This is a genomic window from Sulfurimonas crateris, assembly GCF_005217605.1.
In the GTDB taxonomy this organism is placed as follows: domain Bacteria; phylum Campylobacterota; class Campylobacteria; order Campylobacterales; family Sulfurimonadaceae; genus Sulfurimonas; species Sulfurimonas crateris.
Map to the genome: position 1 here is coordinate 39,994 of NZ_SZPX01000003.1, position 20,205 is coordinate 60,198.

Sequence of the window (20,205 nt, forward strand, 5' to 3'; positions counted from 1 at the left end):
TTAAAAGAATTATACTTAAACATTACTAATAGCAATTTAGTATATACTTCTGCTATGAACAAATGGATTGAACTTTTAAAAAATAACGACATTATAGGTATAAAAAAGTACCTAAAAGAGGGCGCAGACGTAAATGAAGCCAACGATACAGGAGAGTCTGTTCTTGCCTCATCATTAAGACACGGATGTGATTTTGAACTCATTATGTTACTGGTTGATAGCGGCGCAGACATATATGATTTTGACGAAGAGGGTGTAAGCATTTTTGATATGGCTGTTACCTATAACAACATTGAGATGGTAAAGTACTTGATATCAAAAGGCATAGATGTTAATGCTACTACAAGAAGAAGCAGATTTACTCCTTTGATGGCGGCTGCTTGCTACGGTCGTCTTGAGATAGCGAAACTTCTTTTAGAGAGTGGCGCAGATAAAAATGCCGTTGATGCAAAGGGGATCAGCGTCACGGATTTTGCAAGAAAAACAAACAAAAAAAGCATTTTACTTCTTTTGGATTATGACGAGAGTGCGCCTAAAAACACAAACTATGCCAGATAGGCGCTCTATTGGTATTTATGATACTTCAAGCATCTTTACAAAGTTTTTGTAACTCTCGACTATCTGCTCATTTTTCTGGCTCTGCATATAAAACTCTATAGCTTTTTTTCCCAGTCTTGGGATCTCATCCTTTACAGCCCAGCTGCTAACCGTTCCCTCTGGGATCTCTAAAATATTTGCAAGATCTTTTTGTGTGATCTGAAGTTCACTGCATATCTTTTTTACAACATTGCTCTTCGCTCTTGGTTTTTTAGAGGCCTTTGGCGTCTTTAAAATTAATACATTTGCAGGTTGTTCATCTTTTTTCTCTTTAGAGATGGTTTGGATATCATCTTTTATTGTATGTTTCTCTATCCATTTTGAGACCTCTGAAGCTGATATTATCCAATCTCTTCCGCTAAATTTTGAAACTATCTCTGTTGTAAAGAGCAGCGTGTTCTCTCTGGCAAACTCTTCGTTGCTTAGTTGATAAAGTATAGAAAATGAGAGTTGCTGTGCGGCGCTTCCTGTATGACCCCAGTCAAAGCCGTTTTTTGATGAAGAAAAGATATCGTATCTAAGTGGAAGTTCGAGTTCACCGTATGTTACATACTTTGCACCCAAAAGTGTTTTATGCCCTTTGAAGACATGATTATTACGCATGATAGCCATTACTGCCTCTTATATTTTGAAAGTGTAATGATGCTCTCCTCTTTGAATTCTCTCTTTTTTGTTAAGAAATAACAAGCGATAAGCAACATATATGGACAAACAAAGCAATAACAGTGCCAATAACCAAATTATCATAGTAGGATTCCTTGATTTTTACTTATTGAGAGTAAATCGACAATATAACAGTAATATTAAATTATATTATATGATATTCCTGAATCTTCCAAAAAATCTTTAAACAGCTTAAAGTTTTTATCTACAAGTCCTTTGTTTGAAGCGCATAAAGATATCTCAACAGATGCGCCCTCACTGCCAAGTATCGGCAGAGATGAGAGCTCTATTTCAGGCGGAATGATTTTCATAATATTTATAAGCGTATTTTCGCTTGTGTTTGCGAGCAGGGTGGCTCTGTATTTTTGCACTGAGGTGCCAAATAAACGCTCGATAACCGAGGCGATCATCGGGTGCGACATCTGTGGAAATCCAGGAGTAAAAAAGAATCTATCTTGCAGAGAAAAACCTGACATATTGTTGATGGGATTTTGAAGAAGGTCTGCATCTTGCGGCAGATCGGACATATGAACTCTGTGAGGGTATGCCTCATCGCCAAACCTCTCTATAATGTCCTTCTCAAACTGTTTATGTCTTTTTAGCGGTTTGGAAGTAAAGACCTCCGCAGCTATAGCTCTTGTAAGATCATCAGGGGTAGCGCCTATGCCGCCAAAAGAGAACATTACGCTTTTGTCATCATCTTTTACAAGCTTATATATATTTTTGATAAGCTTCTCATCATCTTTAATAATAAAAGAGGCGAAGAGCTCATGCCCATACTTTTGCAACTCATTTTTTACAAATTCAAAATGTTTGTCAACTCTGCGGCCGTTTAATATCTCACTGCCGATAATGCATGCATAAAAGTTCATTTTTATCTACCGTTATATCTTTTTTATGTATTATACTGAAAACTTATGAGGAAACCGTATGTCTTACGCACAACAATTAGAAGAGTTAATAACAAAGAGCGTCATACCTGATATAGATGACAGATTGGATGAGATATTTGAGGAGATCGCCGATAGCAAAGAGGCAGGTGAAGAAGCGAAAGATGAGATAGAGGAGCTTCGCGAATTTAAGGCTGATCTGCAGGATGTACTAGAAGATATAAAAAGCGGTGACATTGAAGAGGATGAGTGCAAAGAGCTGATAGATGATATTTTAAATGCTCAAAAAGAGTCTCAAGATGATGATTTTGGATTTGAAGAGGATTGATTCTCTGTGGTTTTGCATGTCGATTTGACATGTAAAACCAACTTGTTTTGAAGTTCGAGGCTTATCTACAGGTGTTATGGGAATCCAGTTCTCATTTGCACATGCAGTGCTTGTTGGAGAGAGTGATAGCAAAAATGGCAGCAACAGTTTCATAAAACCCTTTTTTAGTGAAATGATACAGTAATGATTTTAAACTCGCACAACGGGAGTCAGGTGATAACGATAACAAAATAGAAATAATTTGAAATGCTATTGTTATCGTCTGACCCCTTTATTTGACCCCTTTATTTGGTTAAAAGTTCTTTAGTCTCTGAGAAAGCTGATATATTTGTTTTGAGTTGTGTTAAGATATACTTTTAAAAATATACTTAGGATAAATAATGTCTAAAAAATCAACTACTGATCAAGAAGCTTTGGATTATCATGAATTTCCAAGACCCGGAAAAATATCGGTTGAGGCTACAAAAGCTGTAGAGACTCAAAAAGACTTATCGTTGGCATATACTCCAGGTGTTGCGATCCCATGTTTAGCAATACAGAAGAATCCTGAGGATGCTTACAGATATACAGCTAAAAAGAATCTTGTTGCAGTTATCTCAAACGGAACGGCAGTTCTTGGACTTGGAAATATCGGAGCATTAGCATCTAAGCCTGTTATGGAAGGTAAGAGCGTATTGTTTAAAAACTTCTCGGGACTTGATTGTTTTGACATAGAAGTAGATACCCAGAGTATAGATAGGTTTTGTTCAGTTGTAACTGCTATTGCTCCAACTTTTGGCGGGATAAACTTAGAAGATATAAAATCACCGGAATGTTTTGAGATAGAGAGACGTTTAGTAGAAGAGTTAAATATCCCCGTAATGCATGATGATCAGCATGGAACAGCAGTTATTTCTGCCGCAGGAATTATCAATGCTTGTATAGTCACACACAGAAAAATAGAAGATTTGAAAATCGTTGTTGTCGGTGCAGGTGCTGCCGCAATATCTTGTGCGAGACTTTACAGAAAGCTTGGAGTAAGAGAGATATATATGCTTGACTCAAAGGGTGTTATTCACAATGGGAGAAGTGATTTAAATGCTTATAAGAGAGAATTTTGTGCAGGAGGATATATGACTCACTCAGAAGTGTTTGAGTGTGCTGACGTAGTCGTGGGCTTATCTCGTCCTGGAACATTTAGCGTAGAAGATATTAAAACTATGGCAAATGAGCCTATAGTATTTACTTTGGCAAATCCGACACCTGAGATATTTCCGCAAGAAATCTTAAAAGCAAGACCAGATGCAGTAGTAGCAACAGGGCGCAGTGATTTTGACAACCAAGTAAACAACGTTTTGGGGTTTCCGTTTATTTTTAGAGGAGCGATGGATGTTCGTGCTCGAAAGATAAATGATGAAATGAAAATAGCAGCAGCCTATGCATTAGCAGATTTGGCACGTAGTGAAGTACCGAAATATCTGAGTGAACTATATGGGAAAAAGATAAAATTTGGTAAAGACTATTTGATTCCTAAGCCGTTTGATAAAAGACTTATAGTTGAAATATCAAGTGCAGTGGCACAGGCCGCTGTAGATAGCGGAGCTTCTGTTATGAAGGATTTTGATATAAAAGCTTACAAGAAAGAGTTGGCAAAAATATTAAAATAGGCTAGATAATTACTTCGTCATTTTTTATGAACAACGGGGGTCAGGTGATAACGATAACAAAATAGAAATAATTTGAAATGTTATTGTTATCGCCTGACCCCTTTATTGTTAACTATTTGAGGTTCAAAGGTGCCGTTTCTATCCCGAGGAGTCTCAAGCTCAAAGGAACCGTCGCTTGTTTCTTTGACGGTTTTTTTATTGACACCGTTTTTTCTGTTGCGGTTGCCGCCTAAAATATGATTTGCAATACATGAATCTATCTCTGTTTCAAGTGCAGTTTCTGTAAGTTGCTTGATAAGCGGAGCTAAAAGTTCATCTTAGCCTGTAAGTCTTTTTCCGTTCTTGTATTCTTTGAGTATCTCATCAAAATTAAACTCTTTTTTCTCTTGCTTTGTCTTTTTTGCTTTTGCCCTTGCCTTTAATCGGCTGTGGACCTTTTCCTTTTATGGCAGCTTCGCCTTTTAGTTCAAACCCCTCTATCTGCTCCATTGCTATATTCACCTTGCATCTCTTTTGGATAATACCAAAATGCGCTCTATCCTCGTGAGATATAAACGAAATAGCCATTCCCGACCTGCCGGCTCTTGCCGTACGTCCAATGCGGTGGACATAGTCGGTAGGCGAGCGAGGAAGATCAAAGTTTATAACGCATGAGACATTCTCTATGTCGAGTCCTCTAGCGGCTATATCGGTTGCAAAGAGTATGCGTATCTTTTTGGCTTTAAATTCATCCAGCGTAAGAGTGCGCTCATCTTGAAACAGATCTCCGTGAAACGACTCCGCCTTGTAGCCGTACTTTTTAAACTTAGCCGCAATGTTGTCCGTAGCTCTTTTGTTTGCCATAAACACAAGAACTTGCTCTAACTTTTCAGTATCTAGCAGGTGTCTTAGAAGCGGACCGCGATTTTCACGATTTACTTCTATGGCGCGCTGCACCACACTCTCTACAGTAGGCACATCTTGCTCAATATTTACTCTTATAGGATTTTGTGTAATTTTCGAGGCAATATCTAAGATTTTTTGAGGGTAGGTTGCAGAGAAGAGAAGATTTTGGCGCTTTTGCGGAATTGCTTCAAGGATGGCATCAAGCTCCTGCGAAAAACCAAGGTTTAGCATCTTGTCTGCTTCATCAAGAACTAAAAATTCAAGATGAGATAGGTTTGTCTGCTTTTTTGTAAGCACGTCAAGAAGTCGTCCTGATGTCGCTACCAAGATATCGCATCCCTGCTGAATGGCATAGATTTGATCACCGATACTCTCTCCGCCTATAATAGAGACAACCTTTGGTTCTCTTTTCAGATCTGCGCCAAAAGTGTTAAAAGCATCGGCAACTTGAAGTGTGAGTTCACGAGTAGGGGTTACAACAAGCGCTTTTATCTTAGGCTTTCCTTCGCTGACACTCTTAGACCATAGTTCAAGTATCGGCAGTACAAAAGCGGCACTTTTACCGCTTCCGGTCTGCGCCATTGCCATAACATCATGATGATTTAGCACAAGAGGAATAACCTCTTCTTGAATAGGAGTAGGCGTTATAAAGCCGCTTTTTTTAAGCGCGCTTTGGATTTGCGGTGAGAGACCCAGTTTGGAAAATGGCATTTGACTTCCTATAGTTAATTGAGTGTATTTTATGAAAGTTACGCTTCAGAGAAGGTTTATTTATAGCTAGTTTTAACTACATTTATATATAATTTCAAATACAAAATAGATAGGATAAATATGAGAATAATATTACTTGGAGCTCCGGGTGCCGGAAAAGGGACTCAAGCGGGATTTTTAACGAAAAGATATAACATTCCTCAAATCTCTACGGGAGATATGCTCCGTGGGGCTATTAAAGCAGGTACAGAGTTGGGTAAAATGGCTAAAGCGGCTATGGATGCCGGTCAGCTGGTAACTGATGAGATAATTATCGGTCTTGTAAAAGATAGAATTAAAGAAGATGATTGTAAAAACGGTTTTTTATTGGATGGTTTTCCTCGTACCATTGCTCAAGCAGACGCTCTTAAAAGTGCGGGTGTAGATATTGATGCCGTCATTGAGATAGATGTTCCAGATACCGAGATCGTAAAACGTATGTCAGGACGTCGTGCGCACTTAGCAAGCGGTAGAACTTACCATGTTGTTTTCAATCCGCCAAAAGTAGATGGCAAAGATGATGTGACTGGTGAAGAGCTCGTTCAAAGAGATGACGATAAAGAGGAGGTAGTACTCGATAGATTAAAAGTTTATCACGAGCAGACAAAACCTCTGATCGGCTACTATAAAGAGCAAGCGGAGAAAATAGCTTCTTTGACGTACATTACTGTTGATGGAACTGCCGATATATCTGAGGTTGAAGCGGCTATAGTTTCTAAGCTAGGTTAATTGAGCCCATTATAGGGTTCAATTAAATTTTTGATCTTATAAAAGAGTGCATCTCTGAGACTATCTCTTCGATAGTTCTCTCTCCGTTAATTGTGTGAAGCAGATCTTTCTCTATATAAAACTCTTTTATATCATCCAGTGGCTCCGTATAGACCTTCATACGGTTGTTAAAAACTTCAACTTTGTCATCTTCGCCGCGAGAACGTCCTAAAACTCTGTCTCTTGCCGTCTCTTGACTTACTTCAACCTCGATAACACTGCAAAGCTCTAAAGATGAGTCGCTCTCAAGATAGTTGTCTAAAGCCTCTAACTGCTCCATGCTTCTTGGATATCCGTCAATGATGATAACATCCGTCGGAGCATTTTTAATTGCGTTTACAATGGTCTCTATTGCTATTTTTATAGGAACGATAAGACCTTTTGATATATAGTTGTTTATCTCAGAGCCAAGTTCAGAGCCGCTTGCGGCTTCTGCGCGAAGCATATCGCCTGTGGAGTAGTGTGTTATTTCGCTGTTTTGCTCTGCGATCAACTCTGCATCTGTGGTTTTGCCGGAGCCGGGCGCTCCGATAATAAGAAAGAGTTTTTTCATTATGCTTTTATCTGCTCACGAAGACGAATATGAAGATCTCTTAGTTGCGTTGCATCAACTTCACTCGGTGCTTTTGTAAGTATACAAGAAGCTTTTTGCGTTTTAGGGAATGCTATAACATCACGGATGCTTGATTTTTTAGTAATAAGCATCATAAGTCTGTCAAATCCGATCGCAAAACCGCCGTGCGGAGGAGCACCGAATTTTAGAGCATCAAGCAGGAACCCAAACTTCTCCTGAGCCTCTTCTTCGTCTATTCCAAGAAGCTTGAAGACTTCCTCTTGGACTTCAGGTTTATGTATACGGATACTTCCGCCGCCTAGCTCCGTACCGTTTAGTACAATGTCATATGCGATAGACTCTATCTCTTCTACGTCATCTTTATCGGTATTTTTTGGCTGCGTGAACGGATGGTGAAGCGCTTTTACTCTTCCATCTTCGATCTCAAACATAGGGAAGTCAACAACCCATACGAACTCAAAAGCATCTTTGTCTACAAGGTTCATCTTCTCATGTTCTGCAATAAAGATTCTCAGACGTCCCATATAGTCCCATACAGTTTTCTTATCTCCGGCACCGAAGAAGACAACGTCGCCCACTTCCATGCCCAGTCTCTCTATTAAAAGTGCAATGTCGGCATCGCTAAAGAACTTGATCAGCGGACCTTTTAAGCCATCCTCTTTCATCTGGAAGTAACCAAGTCCCTGAGCTCCGAACTTACGTACATAATCCTCAAAGCTCTTCATCTCTCTCTTTGAGAAGACAAGGTCTGCACCAGGAACTTTTAGAGCCTTGATGCGGTTTGTATGAGGTTTTTTAGCGATATTTGTAAATATCTCATTATCACATCTCTCAAAGATGTCGATAACGTCAACCATCTTAAGGTCATATCTCAGATCAGGCTTGTCGGAGCCGTACCACTCCATAGCGTTCATGTGTGAAATGCGGTTAAACGGAGGTTTTACATTGATGCCGCAAGCGCTAAACATAGCTTCAAGAAGATCCTCTGCTACTTTTATAACATCCTCTTGGTCACAAAAGCTCATCTCGACGTCTATCTGAGTAAACTCTGGCTGGCGGTCTGCTCTTAGGTCTTCGTCGCGGAAACATTTTGCTATCTGAAAATATCTGTCAAATCCGCCTACCATTAAAAGCTGCTTGAAAAGCTGTGGAGATTGCGGAAGTGCGTAGAACTCACCGCTGTGTACACGAGACGGAACCAAATAATCCCTTGCACCCTCAGGAGTAGATTTTGTTAAAATCGGAGTCTCAACCTCCAAAAAGCCGTTTTCATCAAGTATATTTCTTGCAGCTATAGCAGCTTTTGAGCGAAGACGAAACGCCTCATACATCGCAGGATCTCTAAGCTCTAGGTAGCGGTATTTAAGTTTAGTCTCTTCACCTACGTTCTTATCACCTATCATAAAAGGGATTGGAGCCGATTTGTTCTCAATAATGAGCTCTTTTACTATAACCTCGATAGCACCGGTTTTTAAGCGAGGATTTACAAGACCCTCTCCACGATGGCGAACAGTACCTTTTGCTATAAGAACATACTCGTCGCGAACACCGTCTGCAACCTTATGTGCTGCTGCATTGTCTTCAGGATCACAAGTAAGCTGAATAAGTCCGCTCTTGTCTCTTAAATCAATAAAAATAATCCCGCCATGGTCACGGTAACTGTTTGCCCAACCTGTCAGAACAACCTCTTGTCCAACGTTTGCTTCACTTAAATACGCACAATAATGACTTCTCATAAAAATAGAGTCCCTAGTAAATAATTTTCGCGATTGTACCCAAATTTGGCTTATCACATAATTAGAGAGATTTTTTTGTTTTTTATGTATAATTTACGAAACAATTTTATAAAGAGATATTTTGAAAAACAAAGAGATCAAAAAAATAGGCGTAGTTTTAAGACCATCATCCCCTGAAATAAAAGAGGGTTATCTAAAACTGGAGAAGATCTTCAGAAGCCACGGCATCGATGTTTTGCTAGAGAGCAAGAGTGCTAAGATGATAGATATGAGCGGCGAGAGTTTTAAAAGCATCTGCATGGAGTGTGACTTTATTGTAAGCTTCGGCGGGGACGGCACACTTATATCTACGGTGAGAAAATCATTTGACTTTGATATCCCCATACTAGGCGTTCATGCCGGCAATCTCGGTTTTTTGGCGGATCTCTCACTTGATGAGCTTGATACGTTCGTAGAAAAAATTATCCATAACAGATACAGAGTAGATGAGAGAGCGGTTCTTGAAGCAACGGTTATAAAAAACACCAAAGAGGTGAAGTACTACGCTTTTAACGACATTGTACTCACACGCACACGTGTCTCAAATATGATACACATAGAGACACTTGTTGACTCACAATCGTTTAATACATACTACGGTGACGGGGTGATAGTCTCAACTCCTACAGGTTCTACGGCTTACAACCTCTCTGCAGGCGGACCAGTGCTTTTTCCTATGTCAAACGTCTTTGCATTAACGCCCATCTGCCCGCACTCACTGACGCAAAGACCGGTCGTGCTTCCGGGGAGATATGCCATAGAGATGAAAACATCAGAAGAGAGAGCTCTTATAATTATAGACGGACAGGATGTGCATGAGCTCGAACTTGGAGAGAGCGTACATATAAAACTCGCAACTAAGACGGTGAAGCTGATACACAAAGAGGAGTATAACTACTTCGATGTGCTAAAAGAGAAACTAAGATGGGGCGAATAAGCCAAAGGAGTTCAAATGTTTAAATTTATACTTCCTCTTCTGCTGATCCTACTTGCAGGATGTTCTACTAAAAAAGCGGATATTGATTTTGACCCGTCTTTTGATATGACAGCGCTATCTACATTTGCCGTGGTTTATGATAAAAATGACGATTTTAGCGCTTTAAACAGTGAGCGCATTGCTGAATCTATCACCAGTGAGATGCGATCAAAAGGGTATGTAACTGCACCAGAAGATGAGGCAGATTTTCATATAACCTTTGAGAGCATAATAAGAGAAGATGTCCCATCTAACGTCGGTTTGGGCTTTGGTCTGGGTACTTTTTCAAGCGGACTTGGACTTTCACTTGGCACCGTAAGAGGTTTTTCAAACGATGAGGGAACTCTTTTTATAAATATGCTGGATCCTGCAACACAGAAGATATTCTGGTATGCAAAGCTCACCAAAAAGATCGAGAGTTTTGAAACGCCGCAGGAGCGTGCCGAATACTTCAATGAAACCGTCTCTGAGATGCTTGAAGAGTTTCCATTAAATATTTTACAAGGTGCATATAAATGATAGAGAGATTCTACTTAAAAGAGTACCTCAGTTTTAAAGAGATTGAACTTGATCTAAAATCGGGGCTTGTTGTATTTACGGGTCCAAGCGGAAGCGGGAAGTCGATTTTAATGAGCTCGATCTTATCATCGTTTGGCAGCGGTACTTCCGATGCATCACTCTGCGAAGCTACCGTCTCTTGGGAGCTGGAAACCGATGAACACGGTATAGAAAATGATGACGTATATATTTTCAAACATATTAAAAAAGAGAAATCAAGATACTTTATAAACAATCAAAGCCTGCCTAAAAAGGCAATGTCAAGCCTCTCTTCTAACTACTTAAGACATCTCTCTTTAAGAGATTTTAGCGATTTTGAAAACGAAAACCTTCTTTTGATCCTAGATGGAAGAATAAGCAAACAGAACCCTAATATTGATCTGCTCAAAGATGAGTACAAGGAGGCTTTTTTAGAGCACAGAAGAGTCAAAAAAGAGCTCCTAAGTATCGAAGATGAGCAAAAAAGAGTTACAGAGCTAAAAGAGTTTGCTGCCTTTGAGATCAAAAAGATAGAAGATGTCAATCCGAAAGTATCAGAAGATGAAGAGCTTTTGGAGATTAAAAAAGAGCTCTCCAAAAAAGAGAAGGCACTGGAGGCGATAGCCAAAGCAAACGCGATTTTTGAGCATGAGCACAGCGTCTTTAGCGCACTTGATACGCTAAATGTGGACAACTCTTTTTTTAACGACGCTATGAATGAGCTAAGAGCCGTTATGGAGAGTGCCGAAGAGAAGTTCAATGCACTTGATGAAGTGGATATTGAAGAGGTTCTTAACCGTCTGGAGGAGCTAAGTGAGCTAAAAAGAAGATACGGCGGCATAAAAGAGGCTCTTGAGTACAAAGAGCAGAAGGTTTTAGAGCTGCAAAAGTATGAAAATATAGAGATAGCCAAAGGAGATCTGGAGTCAAGAGAGTCGCTGCTTAGGAGAAAAGTAGAAGATCTGGCGCAAAAGATCAGCGCTCTTCGCACAGATGAGCTGAAGCATTTCAAAGAGGATCTGAACAGATATTTAAAGCAGCTCTACCTCAGAGATGCAGATGTTGCAATAAATAGCGCAGAGTATGGGGTTCTGGGCAAAGATGAGATTCTGTTAAAGCTAAACAACACCGATCTTCAAAAGATAAGTACAGGCGAGTTCAACAGGCTCCGCCTTGCAGTGTTGGCTCTAAAATCAGAGTTTATGAACCAAAACGGCGGAGTATTGATGCTTGATGAGATAGATGCGAATCTTAGCGGAGAGGAGTCTATGAGCGTTGCCAAGGTTCTAAAAGAGCTCTCTGAGCATTTTCAAATATTTGTAATATCGCATCAGCCGCAGCTGACATCTATGGGAGACCAGCACTTTTTGGTTCATAAAAAGGGCGATGAATCCCACGTAAAAGAGCTTGGCTTTGATGAGAGGGTTGATGAGATAGCAAGGATCATAAGCGGTGCCAACATTACGCAAGAGGCTAGAGAGTTCGCAAAAGAGCTGCTCAGCCTGCAGAAATAGAGAGAGTAGAGTATGATTATAGACACACATGTGCACCTAGACGACGACAGATATAGAGATGATCTGGATATAGTACTAAAGAGAGCCAGAGAGGGCGGGGTGGAGCGTTTCATAATTCCAGGAGCAGATCCGAAAAACTTAAAAAGAGCGATAGAGATAGCCAAAAGCAACAGTGATGTCTATTTTGCCATCGGTGTACATCCTTACGATATGGAGGCATTTGATGCTGCTGTGTTTGAAGAGTATATTAATCATCCAAAGTGCGTTGCAGTAGGCGAATGCGGGCTTGATTACTTTAGACTTGAGGGAAGCGACGAAGAGAAACTAAGAGAAAAAGAGAGACAAAAAGAGGTCTTTATTGCACAGATCGAGATAGCAAAAAAGTACAAAAAACCGCTTATTGTACATATCAGAGACGCTTCAAGAGACTCAAAAGAGATACTTCTTACACACGGTGCAAAAGATGTCGGGGGAGTTCTGCACTGCTACAATGCGGATGAGGAGCTTTTAAGTCTTGCAAAAGAGGGGTTTTACTTCGGAATAGGCGGAGTTTTGACCTTTAAAAATGCAAAAAAACTACTTCATGCACTGCCAAAGATACCTCAAGATAAACTTCTGATTGAAACAGATGGTCCATATCTGACACCGACACCTCACAGAGGTGAGAGAAATGAGCCTCTATATACTACTTTTGTCGCAAAAAAGATCTCTGAACTTCTGGAGATCCCACTAGAAAACATAGAGAAAATAACGACTCAAAACGCCCTGAAACTCTTTAATATTTCTTAATATGAATAACTGTTAACTATATTTAATTTTGATTTAGATAAAATCTACTTCTTAAAATTTAAAATAAGAGTTGCCGTTTTGAAATATTTTTTACTACTTCTACTGCCGCTTATGTTGAGTGCTAGTCTTACTTTCACTTCAAATCACACAAAAGAGATAGCTGTCTTAGAGTCTTTTGACATTGAAGCTTCATTCTTGTATGACCCGATCATGAACGATATGAAAAACAAGAACATGACTATCTACAAAGAGAAACGCTTTTTTCAGGCGATGAATGATGCTTATCTCTTCATTCCGGCGATAAAGAGCATTTTGGCTAAGCACGGCATACCTGCCGAATTTCTATTTCTGGCTATGGCGGAGTCTCACTTTTCCGCAAAAGCATTCTCTGTAAAAAAAGCCTCTGGACTCTGGCAGTTTATGCCTGCAACAGGCAAAATATACGGTCTTAAGATAGACGAGTATGTCGATGAGAGAAGAGATCTTATAAAATCTACAGAAGCAGCTGCTCAGCATCTTAGCGAGCTTTATGCAAAATTCGGTAAGTGGTACTTAGCAGCAATAGCTTATAACTGCGGCGGCGGAAGACTTGGCAGGGCAATAGAAGCGGCAAAAAGCGATGATCTTAATATATTGCTAGACCCAAAAAAAAAGTATATACCAAGAGAGAGCAGACTCTACATCAGAAAAATCGTAGCGCTTGCATTGTTGGGCAATGACGAGCAGTTTTTGCTAAAGAGCGAGTATGAGCACCTTCTAAACAGAGCAAATGCCTACTCCATATCTACGGTAAGAGTTCCAAGAGGAGAGTCTCTAAAGAGAGTCTCAAAACTTGTCGGTATACCGCTTTCAGAACTTCAAAAGCTCAATAGACACCTCAAATATGATTTCGTTCCTCCCTATCTGGGAGGCTATGACATATATATCCCCTACATTAAACTCTCAGACTTCAAGCAGAAATATTTTGAAGAGAAGATCCAAAATATCTATAAAGTCCATGTTGTAAAAAAAGGTGACACTCTTTACGAAATGGGAAAGAAATATAAAGTTTCGTACAAGATGATAGTAGACTTTAACAACCTCAAGAGCAATGTTCTCAGCTTAAATCAAAAGCTTATTGTTCCAATCGACAACAAAGCAAATGTCGAAAAGATAAACAAAGAGATCTACTACTTGGTTAAAAAAGGCGACACTCTGGAGTCTATTTCTCAGGCATATAAAATAAGCGTCAGAAGCATTCAGCTTAAAAACAACCTAAAAAGTACTCTTATCAGAGAGGGTGAGAGGTTAAAGCTCTATGAGTAAGATATCTTTTTTTACTACACTTATTTTAGTTCTTCTTCTAGCTACTGGATGTAGTACAAGAGGCACTAGAACATACACAAATGCAGGTGAGACAAAAACATACTCTTCAGACAGCAGATCTCACAGCCCTGTTATCAATCAAAAAGACTACAAGCATCCTACGATGAGACCTTATGTCATAAGAGGGAAGAAGTACTATCCAACGGTCGTAAATGTAGGTGACAAGTTTAGCGGCAATGCAAGCTGGTACGGTCCTGATTTTCACGGCAAACTGACATCAAACGGCGAGACCTACAATATGTACGATATGACGGCTGCACATAAGACTCTTCCTATGAACACCATTGTAAAAGTTACCAATAAGAAGAACGGCTTAAGCACCGTAGTTAGAATCAACGACAGGGGTCCCTTTATCGCAACTAGGATCATAGATCTCTCAAATACTGCGGCAAAAAAGATAGATATGATAAATGACGGAACTGCACCGGTTACCGTTGAAGTGTTAGGTTTTCACTCAAAAGGGCAGAGAAAAGTTCCGTTGCAAGAGCAGTTAAAAGATGCTCCTCAAGATCAGCAGTCAGATGGATTTGCTCTTCAGATAGCATCTTTTTCAAGATTCGAGGGTGCGCTTTTAACACAAAAAAAATATGATGATACGGACGGCTACAAGACCATCATAAAAGATATGCAGACGCAAAACGGCAGGATGTTCAAAGTGTGGCTAAAAGGCTTTAGAAGCGAGCAGGAAGCAAGAGACTATAAATCACTTGGCCATTTTAAAGATTCATTTATTGTTAGAGAGGACTAGAAATATGATTACCAAAAGTAGAAAAACAAAAGAGACGGATATAACAATTTTACTCTCTCTTAACGGAGAGGGAAAAAGCAAGATAAACACAGGCGTAGGTTTCTTGGATCATATGCTTGAGAGCTTCTCTAAGCACTCGCTGATCGATCTGGATATATCATGCAAAGGCGATACACATATAGATGACCACCACAGTGTAGAGGATGTCGGAATCGTTCTTGGCTCTCTTTTGGCAGAAGCGATATATCCGGTTAAAAATATGGAACGCTTCGGAAGTGCAAATATAGTAATGGATGAAGCTTGTGTAAGCTGTGACCTTGATCTGAGCAACCGTCCGTATCTGGTTTATGAAGTGAGTGTTACCGGCAAAGTAGGACAGTTTGACACGGAGCTTGTTGAAGAGTTTTTTAGAGCCTTTGTCCTAAATGCAAGAATTAGTACTCACATAGTGGCTCTTAGAGGTAAAAACAAACATCATATAATCGAAGCTGCTTTTAAATCGCTTGCCGTCGCCCTTCGCCGTGCGATGCAAACCAATGAGAGAGTCGGTATTCCAAGCACGAAAGATATGCTGTGATAAAGCTGATAGTTTTAGATGTTGACGGCTGCTTGACGAACGGAGATGTTATATATACGGCTGATGGCAATGAGATCAAGCACTTTAACGTAAAAGATGGCTTGGCTATAAGCTCTTGGATAAAGATGGGCTTTCACGCTGCGATCATAACGGGCAGAGAGTCTAAAATTGTTGAGAAAAGAGCAAATGAGCTTGGTATAAAGCACCTTTTTCAGCATATTAAAGATAAAGAACAGAAGCTAAAAGAGCTCATAGAGAGTCTTGGACTCAAAAGCTACGAGGTAGCGGCAATTGGCGATGATCTAAACGACTACAAGATGCTTAATTACGTTGGCAGAAGCTTTACTCCAAAAGATGGCGTAAAAGAGATACAAGAGCTTGTTGATACAGTATTGTCACGTAAAGGCGGAGACGCTGCGGTTAGAGAGATGATAGATATTTTAGTAGATGAGAACGACACAAAAGATGAGTTTTTGTCCGTGTGGATTTAGGTTATGAATATAAACTACTTTTTTATATTTTTTTCACTCTGTCTATTAATGATCCTGTTTTTATTTAAGCCGATGGAGATAAAACAGCACGCATACAAAGAGGTGCCTCTCTTTACGATCTCTACTTTTACCATGCATGAACTTGATAAAAACGGGCTTGTAACGTTGATGAACGGAAGTGAAGCCTCAAGGTTTACAAACAGATATACGGTCAAAGATATGGACTATACTGACAACTCAAAAGAGTATATGGCAAATATGAAAGCAAACAGCGGAGTATATAAAAATGAGATAGTGGATCTGGTGGGAGATATTCTTTATGTTAGAGAGGACGGCTTAACCTTTGAGACGCAAAAAGCACTATACAATAAAAAAACAGCCATTGCAACCGCAAATGGTAAATTTGTGCTATATAGAGATGCTAACAGAGTAACTGGAGTGAAGTTAAAGTATAATGACTCCTTAGAGAGAGTAGAAGCAAAAAATGTATATGCAATATATAAATTAGAAGAGAGAAAAAGATGAAAAAAACAATTTTTTTAACAATTTTTTTAGCGTCATCGCTGTTTTCACAGGAGCTGAAGGTAAAAGCCAAGCTTTTTAATGCGGATCAAAAAACGGGGGTGTCTGTTTTTGAGGGTGATGTTAATATAATAAGAGGCAGTGATGAACTAAACGCATCAATGGTCACTATATACACCAACGAGAAGCAAGAGCCTACAAAGTTTGTTGCCGAGGGAGACGCCTCTTTTAAGATAAAGACAGAAGAGGGTGCGCGCTATGAAGGAAAAGCTCAAAAAGTTGTATATCTTCCTATAGAAAAAGAGTACCACTTTTTTAAAGAGGTTCACCTAAAACAGATCAATGAAAAAAAAGAGATCATAGGAGAAGAGGTCATTCTTAAAACCATAGAGGGCAAAGCTTACGCAAAAGGTGCGGAAAAAGAGCCTGTTATTATGATATTTAACATGGCACAAGATAGCAATAAGAGCAAAAATGATTGATATTGTTGATGCAAAATTTGTCACATCGGCAGCAGATATAAATGGTGCGCCGACAAGTGAAGAGCAAAATGAAGTTGTTTTTATGGCGCGCTCAAACGTCGGCAAAAGCTCACTGCTTAACGCCCTTAGTAACCACAAAGGTTTGGCTAAAGTCTCTTCTACACCTGGAAAAACAAGACTTATAAACTATTTTGACGTAACCTTTATGGATAGAGATGATTCATCAAAAACCGTAGTAAAGTTTGTAGATTTGCCAGGTTTTGGATATGCAAAAGTGTCAAAATCAATAAAGTATGATTGGGAGAAGAATCTAACTGACTATATCTCCCAAAGAAAACAGATAAAACTTTTTATTCATCTAATTGACTGTAGACATCCGCACTTGGATATTGACAAATCTGTAAGCGATTTTTTACTTGAACATGCTGATGAAACACAGCAGATAATGCAGATTTTTACAAAAATAGATAAATTGAACCAGAAAGAGCAAAATGCTCTTAAAAAAGAGTTCCCTCAGGCCTTGATGGTTTCAAGCTCAAAGAAGAGAGGTCTGCAGAAGATCGTGACAATAATTTACGATATTTTAAAGGGAGCGGCAGATGAGTGAAGCCCAGTTTTGTAAAGCAAAATTATCAGACATCCAAAATATGCAAACACTCGTTATACCCGAAGTTGAATCAGGTCTCATCTTAGCTAGAAGTTCAGATGAGATAGCAACAAATATAAGGTCGTATATCCTTGCAAAAGAGGATGGCGAGATCGTCGGCTTCTGTGCTTTGCATATTCATACGCCCGCACTTGCCGAGATTAGATCACTTGTGGTCAAAGAGAGCAAAAGAGGGCGCCGTATTGGAGAGGGTTTAGTACTCAGAGCAATAGAGGAGGCTAGAACTCTCGGTCTGCAAAAAGTATTAAGCTTGACCTACAGACAGAAGTTTTTTGAGAACCTCGGGTTTGTCGAAATTCCAAAAGAGTCACTCCCAGAACATAAGATCTGGGCTGACTGCATTAAGTGTAAACACTTTCCTGTATGCAACGAAGTATCTCTCATCAAAACTCTTTAACACCGCTTCTTTATGCTGCGCTGTTTGTCATATATACCGCAATAAGCGGTATATATCTATTGTTACCGCCTCTTTTTGCAATTTTGTATCTTCTTTTTTCAAAAGCACTTAAGCAAGAAGATGTAGTTTTACTATCGCTAGTAGCGGTATGTCTGCTTTTTTTTGAAGCACAAAACAGCTATATGCTCTTTAGTGCTATTATATATTTTGCGCTCATTCACAGATATGTCATTCCAAAAATAAAGCAAAATTTCAACTGTAACCTATGTGTTAATCTCTCAATAGTCATCTTAGTATATATTGGATTTTTTCTCTTCTGTTCTCTTCTGTCAAATATATTTCTGCTTCCTATGCCAAGCATTAATTACTACGTACTCTACTATATGGCAATAGAATTTATAATTTTGAGCTTGATATGAAAATAAAGTTTATTCTTTTTATATTTATTGCAACATGGCTGGCACTTTTGGTAAGAGTTTTTATGCTCTCGGTCGAATCCAATACCTACTATGAAAAGCTATCTTACGACAATACTATAAAAACCGAACAGATACCGCCGGTAAGAGGTGAGATACTAGATATTAACAACAAGCCCGTAGCAATAAATGAACTCGGTTTTAAAGTGCAGCTTGCCCCGCATCTTACTCTTAAAAAGAATCAACATATTTTTGATGAGGAGATAAACAATCTTCTTAAGCTTCTGCCAAATTTAGACAAAGAGAAGATGATAAAAAACTACAAGAAAGCTGACTCCTACTACAATCACAACTTTATAGACATCGTAGATTTTGTCTCATACGAAGAGATCATGCCTGTCTACTCTATCCTAAATCTTAGAGAAAAGATAAACATCGTATCATCTCCAAAAAGATTTTATCCCTACAACGAAGTAGCTGCACACTCTATCGGATATGTGGCGCGTGCCAATAAAAGCGACATCAAAGATGACAAACTTCAAGAGCTTATAGGCTACACTGGTAAATCAGGCATTGAGAAGTATTACAACACATATCTGCAGGGAGAGGCAGGAAAAAGAGAGATAAAGGTAAATGCGAACAACCAGGAGATAGAAGAGCTATCAAGTGAGCCGGCAGTAGAAAACAGAAAGCTGAAACTAAACATAGATATTGAGCTTCAGAAATATATCTCTTCGCTCTTTGTGAAAAAGTCCGGTGCTGTTGTTGTTATGGGTCTAGATGGCGCTATATTGTCTGCAAGCAGTTTTCCTGAGTATGACCTAAACACATTTGTTGCAGGTATTAGCCATGAAGAGTGGGACAGACTCTCAAACAGCTTGGAAAAACCTTTTACAAACAAACTTGTCCATGGGCTATATCCTCCAGGCTCTGTCATAAAAACAGGGCTTGGACTTATCTACATAACAGCACCTGAGATAGGTCCCAACTGGGGAGTGTACTGTACGGCATCTATGCCTCTTGGCAAAAGGGTGTTTAGATGCTGGAAAAAGGACGGACACGGTAACACCGGTATAACAAAAGCCATAAGAGAGAGTTGTGATGACTACTTCTATAAAGGCAGTATTCAGCTTGGCATAAAAAAGATGAGTGATGGGCTTATCAGATACGGTCTTGGCAGAAAAACAGGCGTTGACCTGCCTAATGAGTTTATAGGCACCGTTCCATCAAGAGAGTGGAAGAGAAAAAAATACAACAAAGCTTGGTATATAGGAGAAACCGTAAACACGTCGATCGGGCAGGGTGATTTTTTGACAACGCCTATGCAGATGGCACAATTTACGGCACTTATGGCTACTGCAAAACTTCCAAAACCACATTTTGCAAAGATGATAGGAGATGAAGAAGTTAAGCCTGAGTTCGAAGAAGTTCTTGATGAAGATGAGCTGAGAAAGCTCCCTATTATCCAAAAAGCGATGTATGAGGTATGTAACTATCCAAGCGGAACCGCTACAAACTATCTCAGCTCCAAAGTTAAGATCGCAGGCAAGACAGGAACAGCACAGGTCGTTGGAATTCTTCAGGACATCGAAGAGAGAGAGCTAGAGCATGAGATGGAGTACTATACACGTTCACATGCATGGTTCGCAACTTACGGACCTTATGAAGACCCTAAATACGTGGTTTTAGTAATGGTCGAACATGGCGGACACGGCGGTGCGGCAGCAGGTAAGATCGTCTCAAATATTTACAATAAACTTTTAGAGATGGGATACATTAAAAAGTAGAAGCTACATGTAAAGATGTAGCTTAGAGAGAATTTTCTAAAGAAACTTATACTGCGTTTTC

The 20,205-nt window shown here is 39.5% G+C and carries 23 protein-coding genes and 1 pseudogene; 18 read left to right on the forward strand and 6 right to left on the reverse strand.

Annotation, left to right across the window (positions count from 1 at the left end; translation table 11 throughout):
• Window positions 1-54 precede the first annotated feature (54 nt).
• Window positions 55-558, forward strand: coding sequence for an ankyrin repeat domain-containing protein (locus FCU45_RS04260; protein WP_137012636.1), 504 nt, complete (start codon window positions 55-57; stop codon window positions 556-558).
• 15 nt (window positions 559-573) lie between these two features.
• Here FCU45_RS04260 and FCU45_RS04265 read toward each other — a convergent pair whose 3' ends face one another.
• Both FCU45_RS04265 and FCU45_RS04270 read right to left on the reverse strand, forming a co-directional pair.
• Window positions 574-1,209 carry a DUF6166 domain-containing protein gene (locus FCU45_RS04265; RefSeq protein WP_137012638.1) on the reverse strand — a complete coding sequence of 212 codons (636 nt, stop codon included), beginning with the start codon at window positions 1,207-1,209 and terminating at the stop codon, window positions 574-576.
• Window positions 1,210-1,400: 191 nt separating this feature from the next.
• Window positions 1,401-2,132 (reverse strand): competence/damage-inducible protein A, encoded by a 732-nt coding sequence (locus tag FCU45_RS04270; RefSeq protein ID WP_137012640.1) that lies wholly within the window; start codon window positions 2,130-2,132, stop codon window positions 1,401-1,403.
• Between the two features lie 58 nt (window positions 2,133-2,190).
• On the opposite strand from FCU45_RS04270, the gene FCU45_RS04275 reads away from it, so the two are divergent.
• Together FCU45_RS04275 and FCU45_RS04280 are read left to right on the forward strand one after the other, a co-directional pair.
• Window positions 2,191-2,478, forward strand: a complete 288-nt coding sequence (locus tag FCU45_RS04275) for a hypothetical protein (protein ID WP_137012642.1) — start codon at window positions 2,191-2,193, stop codon at window positions 2,476-2,478.
• 380 nt (window positions 2,479-2,858) lie between these two features.
• Entirely contained in the window at window positions 2,859-4,124 is a 1,266-nt protein-coding gene (locus tag FCU45_RS04280; protein ID WP_137012644.1) for a malic enzyme-like NAD(P)-binding protein, read from the forward strand.
• A gap of 110 nt (window positions 4,125-4,234) precedes the next feature.
• Here the strand turns inward: FCU45_RS04280 and FCU45_RS11885 are convergent.
• A pseudogene (locus FCU45_RS11885) lies at window positions 4,235-4,483 on the reverse strand (transposase); the annotation flags it as partial.
• Between the two features lie 10 nt (window positions 4,484-4,493).
• Window positions 4,494-5,720, reverse strand: coding sequence for a DEAD/DEAH box helicase (locus tag FCU45_RS04290; protein WP_137012646.1), 1,227 nt, complete (start codon window positions 5,718-5,720; stop codon window positions 4,494-4,496).
• 120 nt (window positions 5,721-5,840) lie between these two features.
• On the opposite strand from FCU45_RS04290, the gene adk reads away from it, so the two are divergent.
• The gene (gene adk / locus FCU45_RS04295) at window positions 5,841-6,488 is read left to right on the forward strand and encodes an adenylate kinase (protein ID WP_137012648.1); all 648 of its coding nucleotides are present in this window, start codon (window positions 5,841-5,843) and stop codon (window positions 6,486-6,488) included.
• Between the two features lie 22 nt (window positions 6,489-6,510).
• On the opposite strand, the gene FCU45_RS04300 is transcribed toward adk, so the two are convergent.
• Window positions 6,511-7,080: an adenylate kinase gene (locus FCU45_RS04300; RefSeq protein ID WP_137012650.1), complete on the reverse strand. Its 570-nt coding sequence runs from the start codon at window positions 7,078-7,080 to the stop codon at window positions 6,511-6,513.
• Window positions 7,080-8,837 carry an aspartate--tRNA ligase gene (aspS, locus tag FCU45_RS04305; protein WP_137012652.1) on the reverse strand — a complete coding sequence of 586 codons (1,758 nt, stop codon included), beginning with the start codon at window positions 8,835-8,837 and terminating at the stop codon, window positions 7,080-7,082. Before aspS ends, FCU45_RS04300 begins: the two co-directional genes overlap by 1 nt.
• Before the next feature lie 121 nt (window positions 8,838-8,958).
• Here aspS and FCU45_RS04310 point away from each other — a divergent pair, with 121 nt between their 5' ends.
• The 14 genes from FCU45_RS04310 (at window position 8,959) to mrdA (ending at window position 20,144) form a co-directional block, all read left to right on the forward strand.
• Window positions 8,959-9,813 (forward strand): NAD(+)/NADH kinase, encoded by an 855-nt coding sequence (locus FCU45_RS04310; RefSeq protein WP_137012654.1) that lies wholly within the window; start codon window positions 8,959-8,961, stop codon window positions 9,811-9,813.
• Window positions 9,814-9,828: 15 nt separating this feature from the next.
• The gene (locus FCU45_RS04315; RefSeq protein WP_137012656.1) at window positions 9,829-10,371 is read left to right on the forward strand and encodes a DUF4136 domain-containing protein; all 543 of its coding nucleotides are present in this window, start codon (window positions 9,829-9,831) and stop codon (window positions 10,369-10,371) included.
• Window positions 10,368-11,903, forward strand: a complete 1,536-nt coding sequence (locus FCU45_RS04320) for an AAA family ATPase (protein ID WP_137012658.1) — start codon at window positions 10,368-10,370, stop codon at window positions 11,901-11,903. The genes FCU45_RS04315 and FCU45_RS04320 overlap by 4 nt, the downstream gene beginning before the upstream one ends.
• Window positions 11,904-11,915: 12 nt before the next feature.
• Window positions 11,916-12,692, forward strand: coding sequence for a TatD family hydrolase (locus tag FCU45_RS04325; RefSeq protein ID WP_137012660.1), 777 nt, complete (start codon window positions 11,916-11,918; stop codon window positions 12,690-12,692).
• Window positions 12,693-12,770: 78 nt separating this feature from the next.
• Window positions 12,771-13,997 (forward strand): lytic transglycosylase domain-containing protein, encoded by a 1,227-nt coding sequence (locus FCU45_RS04330; RefSeq protein WP_246032240.1) that lies wholly within the window; start codon window positions 12,771-12,773, stop codon window positions 13,995-13,997.
• Window positions 13,990-14,805, forward strand: a complete 816-nt coding sequence (locus FCU45_RS04335; RefSeq protein WP_188109193.1) for a septal ring lytic transglycosylase RlpA family protein — start codon at window positions 13,990-13,992, stop codon at window positions 14,803-14,805. The genes FCU45_RS04330 and FCU45_RS04335 overlap by 8 nt, the downstream gene beginning before the upstream one ends.
• Window positions 14,806-14,809: 4 nt before the next feature.
• Window positions 14,810-15,382: an imidazoleglycerol-phosphate dehydratase HisB gene (gene hisB, locus FCU45_RS04340; protein WP_137012662.1), complete on the forward strand. Its 573-nt coding sequence runs from the start codon at window positions 14,810-14,812 to the stop codon at window positions 15,380-15,382.
• Window positions 15,379-15,873: a KdsC family phosphatase gene (locus FCU45_RS04345; RefSeq protein ID WP_137012664.1), complete on the forward strand. Its 495-nt coding sequence runs from the start codon at window positions 15,379-15,381 to the stop codon at window positions 15,871-15,873. The genes hisB and FCU45_RS04345 overlap by 4 nt, the downstream gene beginning before the upstream one ends.
• 3 nt (window positions 15,874-15,876) lie before the next feature.
• The gene (lptC, locus tag FCU45_RS04350) at window positions 15,877-16,398 is read left to right on the forward strand and encodes an LPS export ABC transporter periplasmic protein LptC (RefSeq protein ID WP_137012666.1); all 522 of its coding nucleotides are present in this window, start codon (window positions 15,877-15,879) and stop codon (window positions 16,396-16,398) included.
• Window positions 16,395-16,877: a lipopolysaccharide transport periplasmic protein LptA gene (gene lptA / locus FCU45_RS04355; RefSeq protein ID WP_137012668.1), complete on the forward strand. Its 483-nt coding sequence runs from the start codon at window positions 16,395-16,397 to the stop codon at window positions 16,875-16,877. Before lptC ends, lptA begins: the two co-directional genes overlap by 4 nt.
• On the forward strand, window positions 16,870-17,484 hold the full coding sequence (gene yihA, locus FCU45_RS04360) for a ribosome biogenesis GTP-binding protein YihA/YsxC (RefSeq protein ID WP_137012670.1): 615 nt from the start codon (window positions 16,870-16,872) through the stop codon (window positions 17,482-17,484). Before lptA ends, yihA begins: the two co-directional genes overlap by 8 nt.
• Entirely contained in the window at window positions 17,477-17,941 is a 465-nt protein-coding gene (locus tag FCU45_RS04365) for an N-acetyltransferase (protein WP_137012672.1), read from the forward strand. The genes yihA and FCU45_RS04365 overlap by 8 nt, the downstream gene beginning before the upstream one ends.
• Complete coding sequence (locus FCU45_RS04370) at window positions 17,908-18,360, forward strand: hypothetical protein (protein ID WP_246032242.1); 453 nt, start codon at window positions 17,908-17,910, stop codon at window positions 18,358-18,360. Before FCU45_RS04365 ends, FCU45_RS04370 begins: the two co-directional genes overlap by 34 nt.
• A complete protein-coding gene (gene mrdA, locus FCU45_RS04375) occupies window positions 18,357-20,144 on the forward strand; it encodes a penicillin-binding protein 2 (RefSeq protein WP_137012674.1) in 1,788 nt (595 codons plus the stop codon). Before FCU45_RS04370 ends, mrdA begins: the two co-directional genes overlap by 4 nt.
• The last annotated feature ends 61 nt before the right edge of the window (window positions 20,145-20,205 follow it).

Excerpts from the sequence above, each read along its gene's own strand:
- FCU45_RS04260 (WP_137012636.1), top strand. The coding sequence starts at position 55 with ATGAACAAATGGATTGAACTTTTAAAAAATAACGACATTATAGGTATA.
- FCU45_RS04265 (WP_137012638.1), bottom strand. The coding sequence starts at position 1,209 with ATGGCTATCATGCGTAATAATCATGTCTTCAAAGGGCATAAAACACTT.
- FCU45_RS04270 (WP_137012640.1), bottom strand. The coding sequence starts at position 2,132 with ATGAACTTTTATGCATGCATTATCGGCAGTGAGATATTAAACGGCCGC.
- FCU45_RS04275 (WP_137012642.1), top strand. The coding sequence starts at position 2,191 with ATGTCTTACGCACAACAATTAGAAGAGTTAATAACAAAGAGCGTCATA.
- FCU45_RS04280 (WP_137012644.1), top strand. The coding sequence starts at position 2,859 with ATGTCTAAAAAATCAACTACTGATCAAGAAGCTTTGGATTATCATGAA.
- FCU45_RS04290 (WP_137012646.1), bottom strand. The coding sequence starts at position 5,720 with ATGCCATTTTCCAAACTGGGTCTCTCACCGCAAATCCAAAGCGCGCTT.
- adk (WP_137012648.1), top strand. The coding sequence starts at position 5,841 with ATGAGAATAATATTACTTGGAGCTCCGGGTGCCGGAAAAGGGACTCAA.
- FCU45_RS04300 (WP_137012650.1), bottom strand. The coding sequence starts at position 7,080 with ATGAAAAAACTCTTTCTTATTATCGGAGCGCCCGGCTCCGGCAAAACC.
- aspS (WP_137012652.1), bottom strand. The coding sequence starts at position 8,837 with ATGAGAAGTCATTATTGTGCGTATTTAAGTGAAGCAAACGTTGGACAA.
- FCU45_RS04315 (WP_137012656.1), top strand. The coding sequence starts at position 9,829 with ATGTTTAAATTTATACTTCCTCTTCTGCTGATCCTACTTGCAGGATGT.
- FCU45_RS04320 (WP_137012658.1), top strand. The coding sequence starts at position 10,368 with ATGATAGAGAGATTCTACTTAAAAGAGTACCTCAGTTTTAAAGAGATT.
- FCU45_RS04325 (WP_137012660.1), top strand. The coding sequence starts at position 11,916 with ATGATTATAGACACACATGTGCACCTAGACGACGACAGATATAGAGAT.
- FCU45_RS04335 (WP_188109193.1), top strand. The coding sequence starts at position 13,990 with ATGAGTAAGATATCTTTTTTTACTACACTTATTTTAGTTCTTCTTCTA.
- hisB (WP_137012662.1), top strand. The coding sequence starts at position 14,810 with ATGATTACCAAAAGTAGAAAAACAAAAGAGACGGATATAACAATTTTA.
- lptC (WP_137012666.1), top strand. The coding sequence starts at position 15,877 with ATGAATATAAACTACTTTTTTATATTTTTTTCACTCTGTCTATTAATG.
- lptA (WP_137012668.1), top strand. The coding sequence starts at position 16,395 with ATGAAAAAAACAATTTTTTTAACAATTTTTTTAGCGTCATCGCTGTTT.
- yihA (WP_137012670.1), top strand. The coding sequence starts at position 16,870 with ATGATTGATATTGTTGATGCAAAATTTGTCACATCGGCAGCAGATATA.
- FCU45_RS04365 (WP_137012672.1), top strand. The coding sequence starts at position 17,477 with ATGAGTGAAGCCCAGTTTTGTAAAGCAAAATTATCAGACATCCAAAAT.
- FCU45_RS04370 (WP_246032242.1), top strand. The coding sequence starts at position 17,908 with ATGCAACGAAGTATCTCTCATCAAAACTCTTTAACACCGCTTCTTTAT.
- mrdA (WP_137012674.1), top strand. The coding sequence starts at position 18,357 with ATGAAAATAAAGTTTATTCTTTTTATATTTATTGCAACATGGCTGGCA.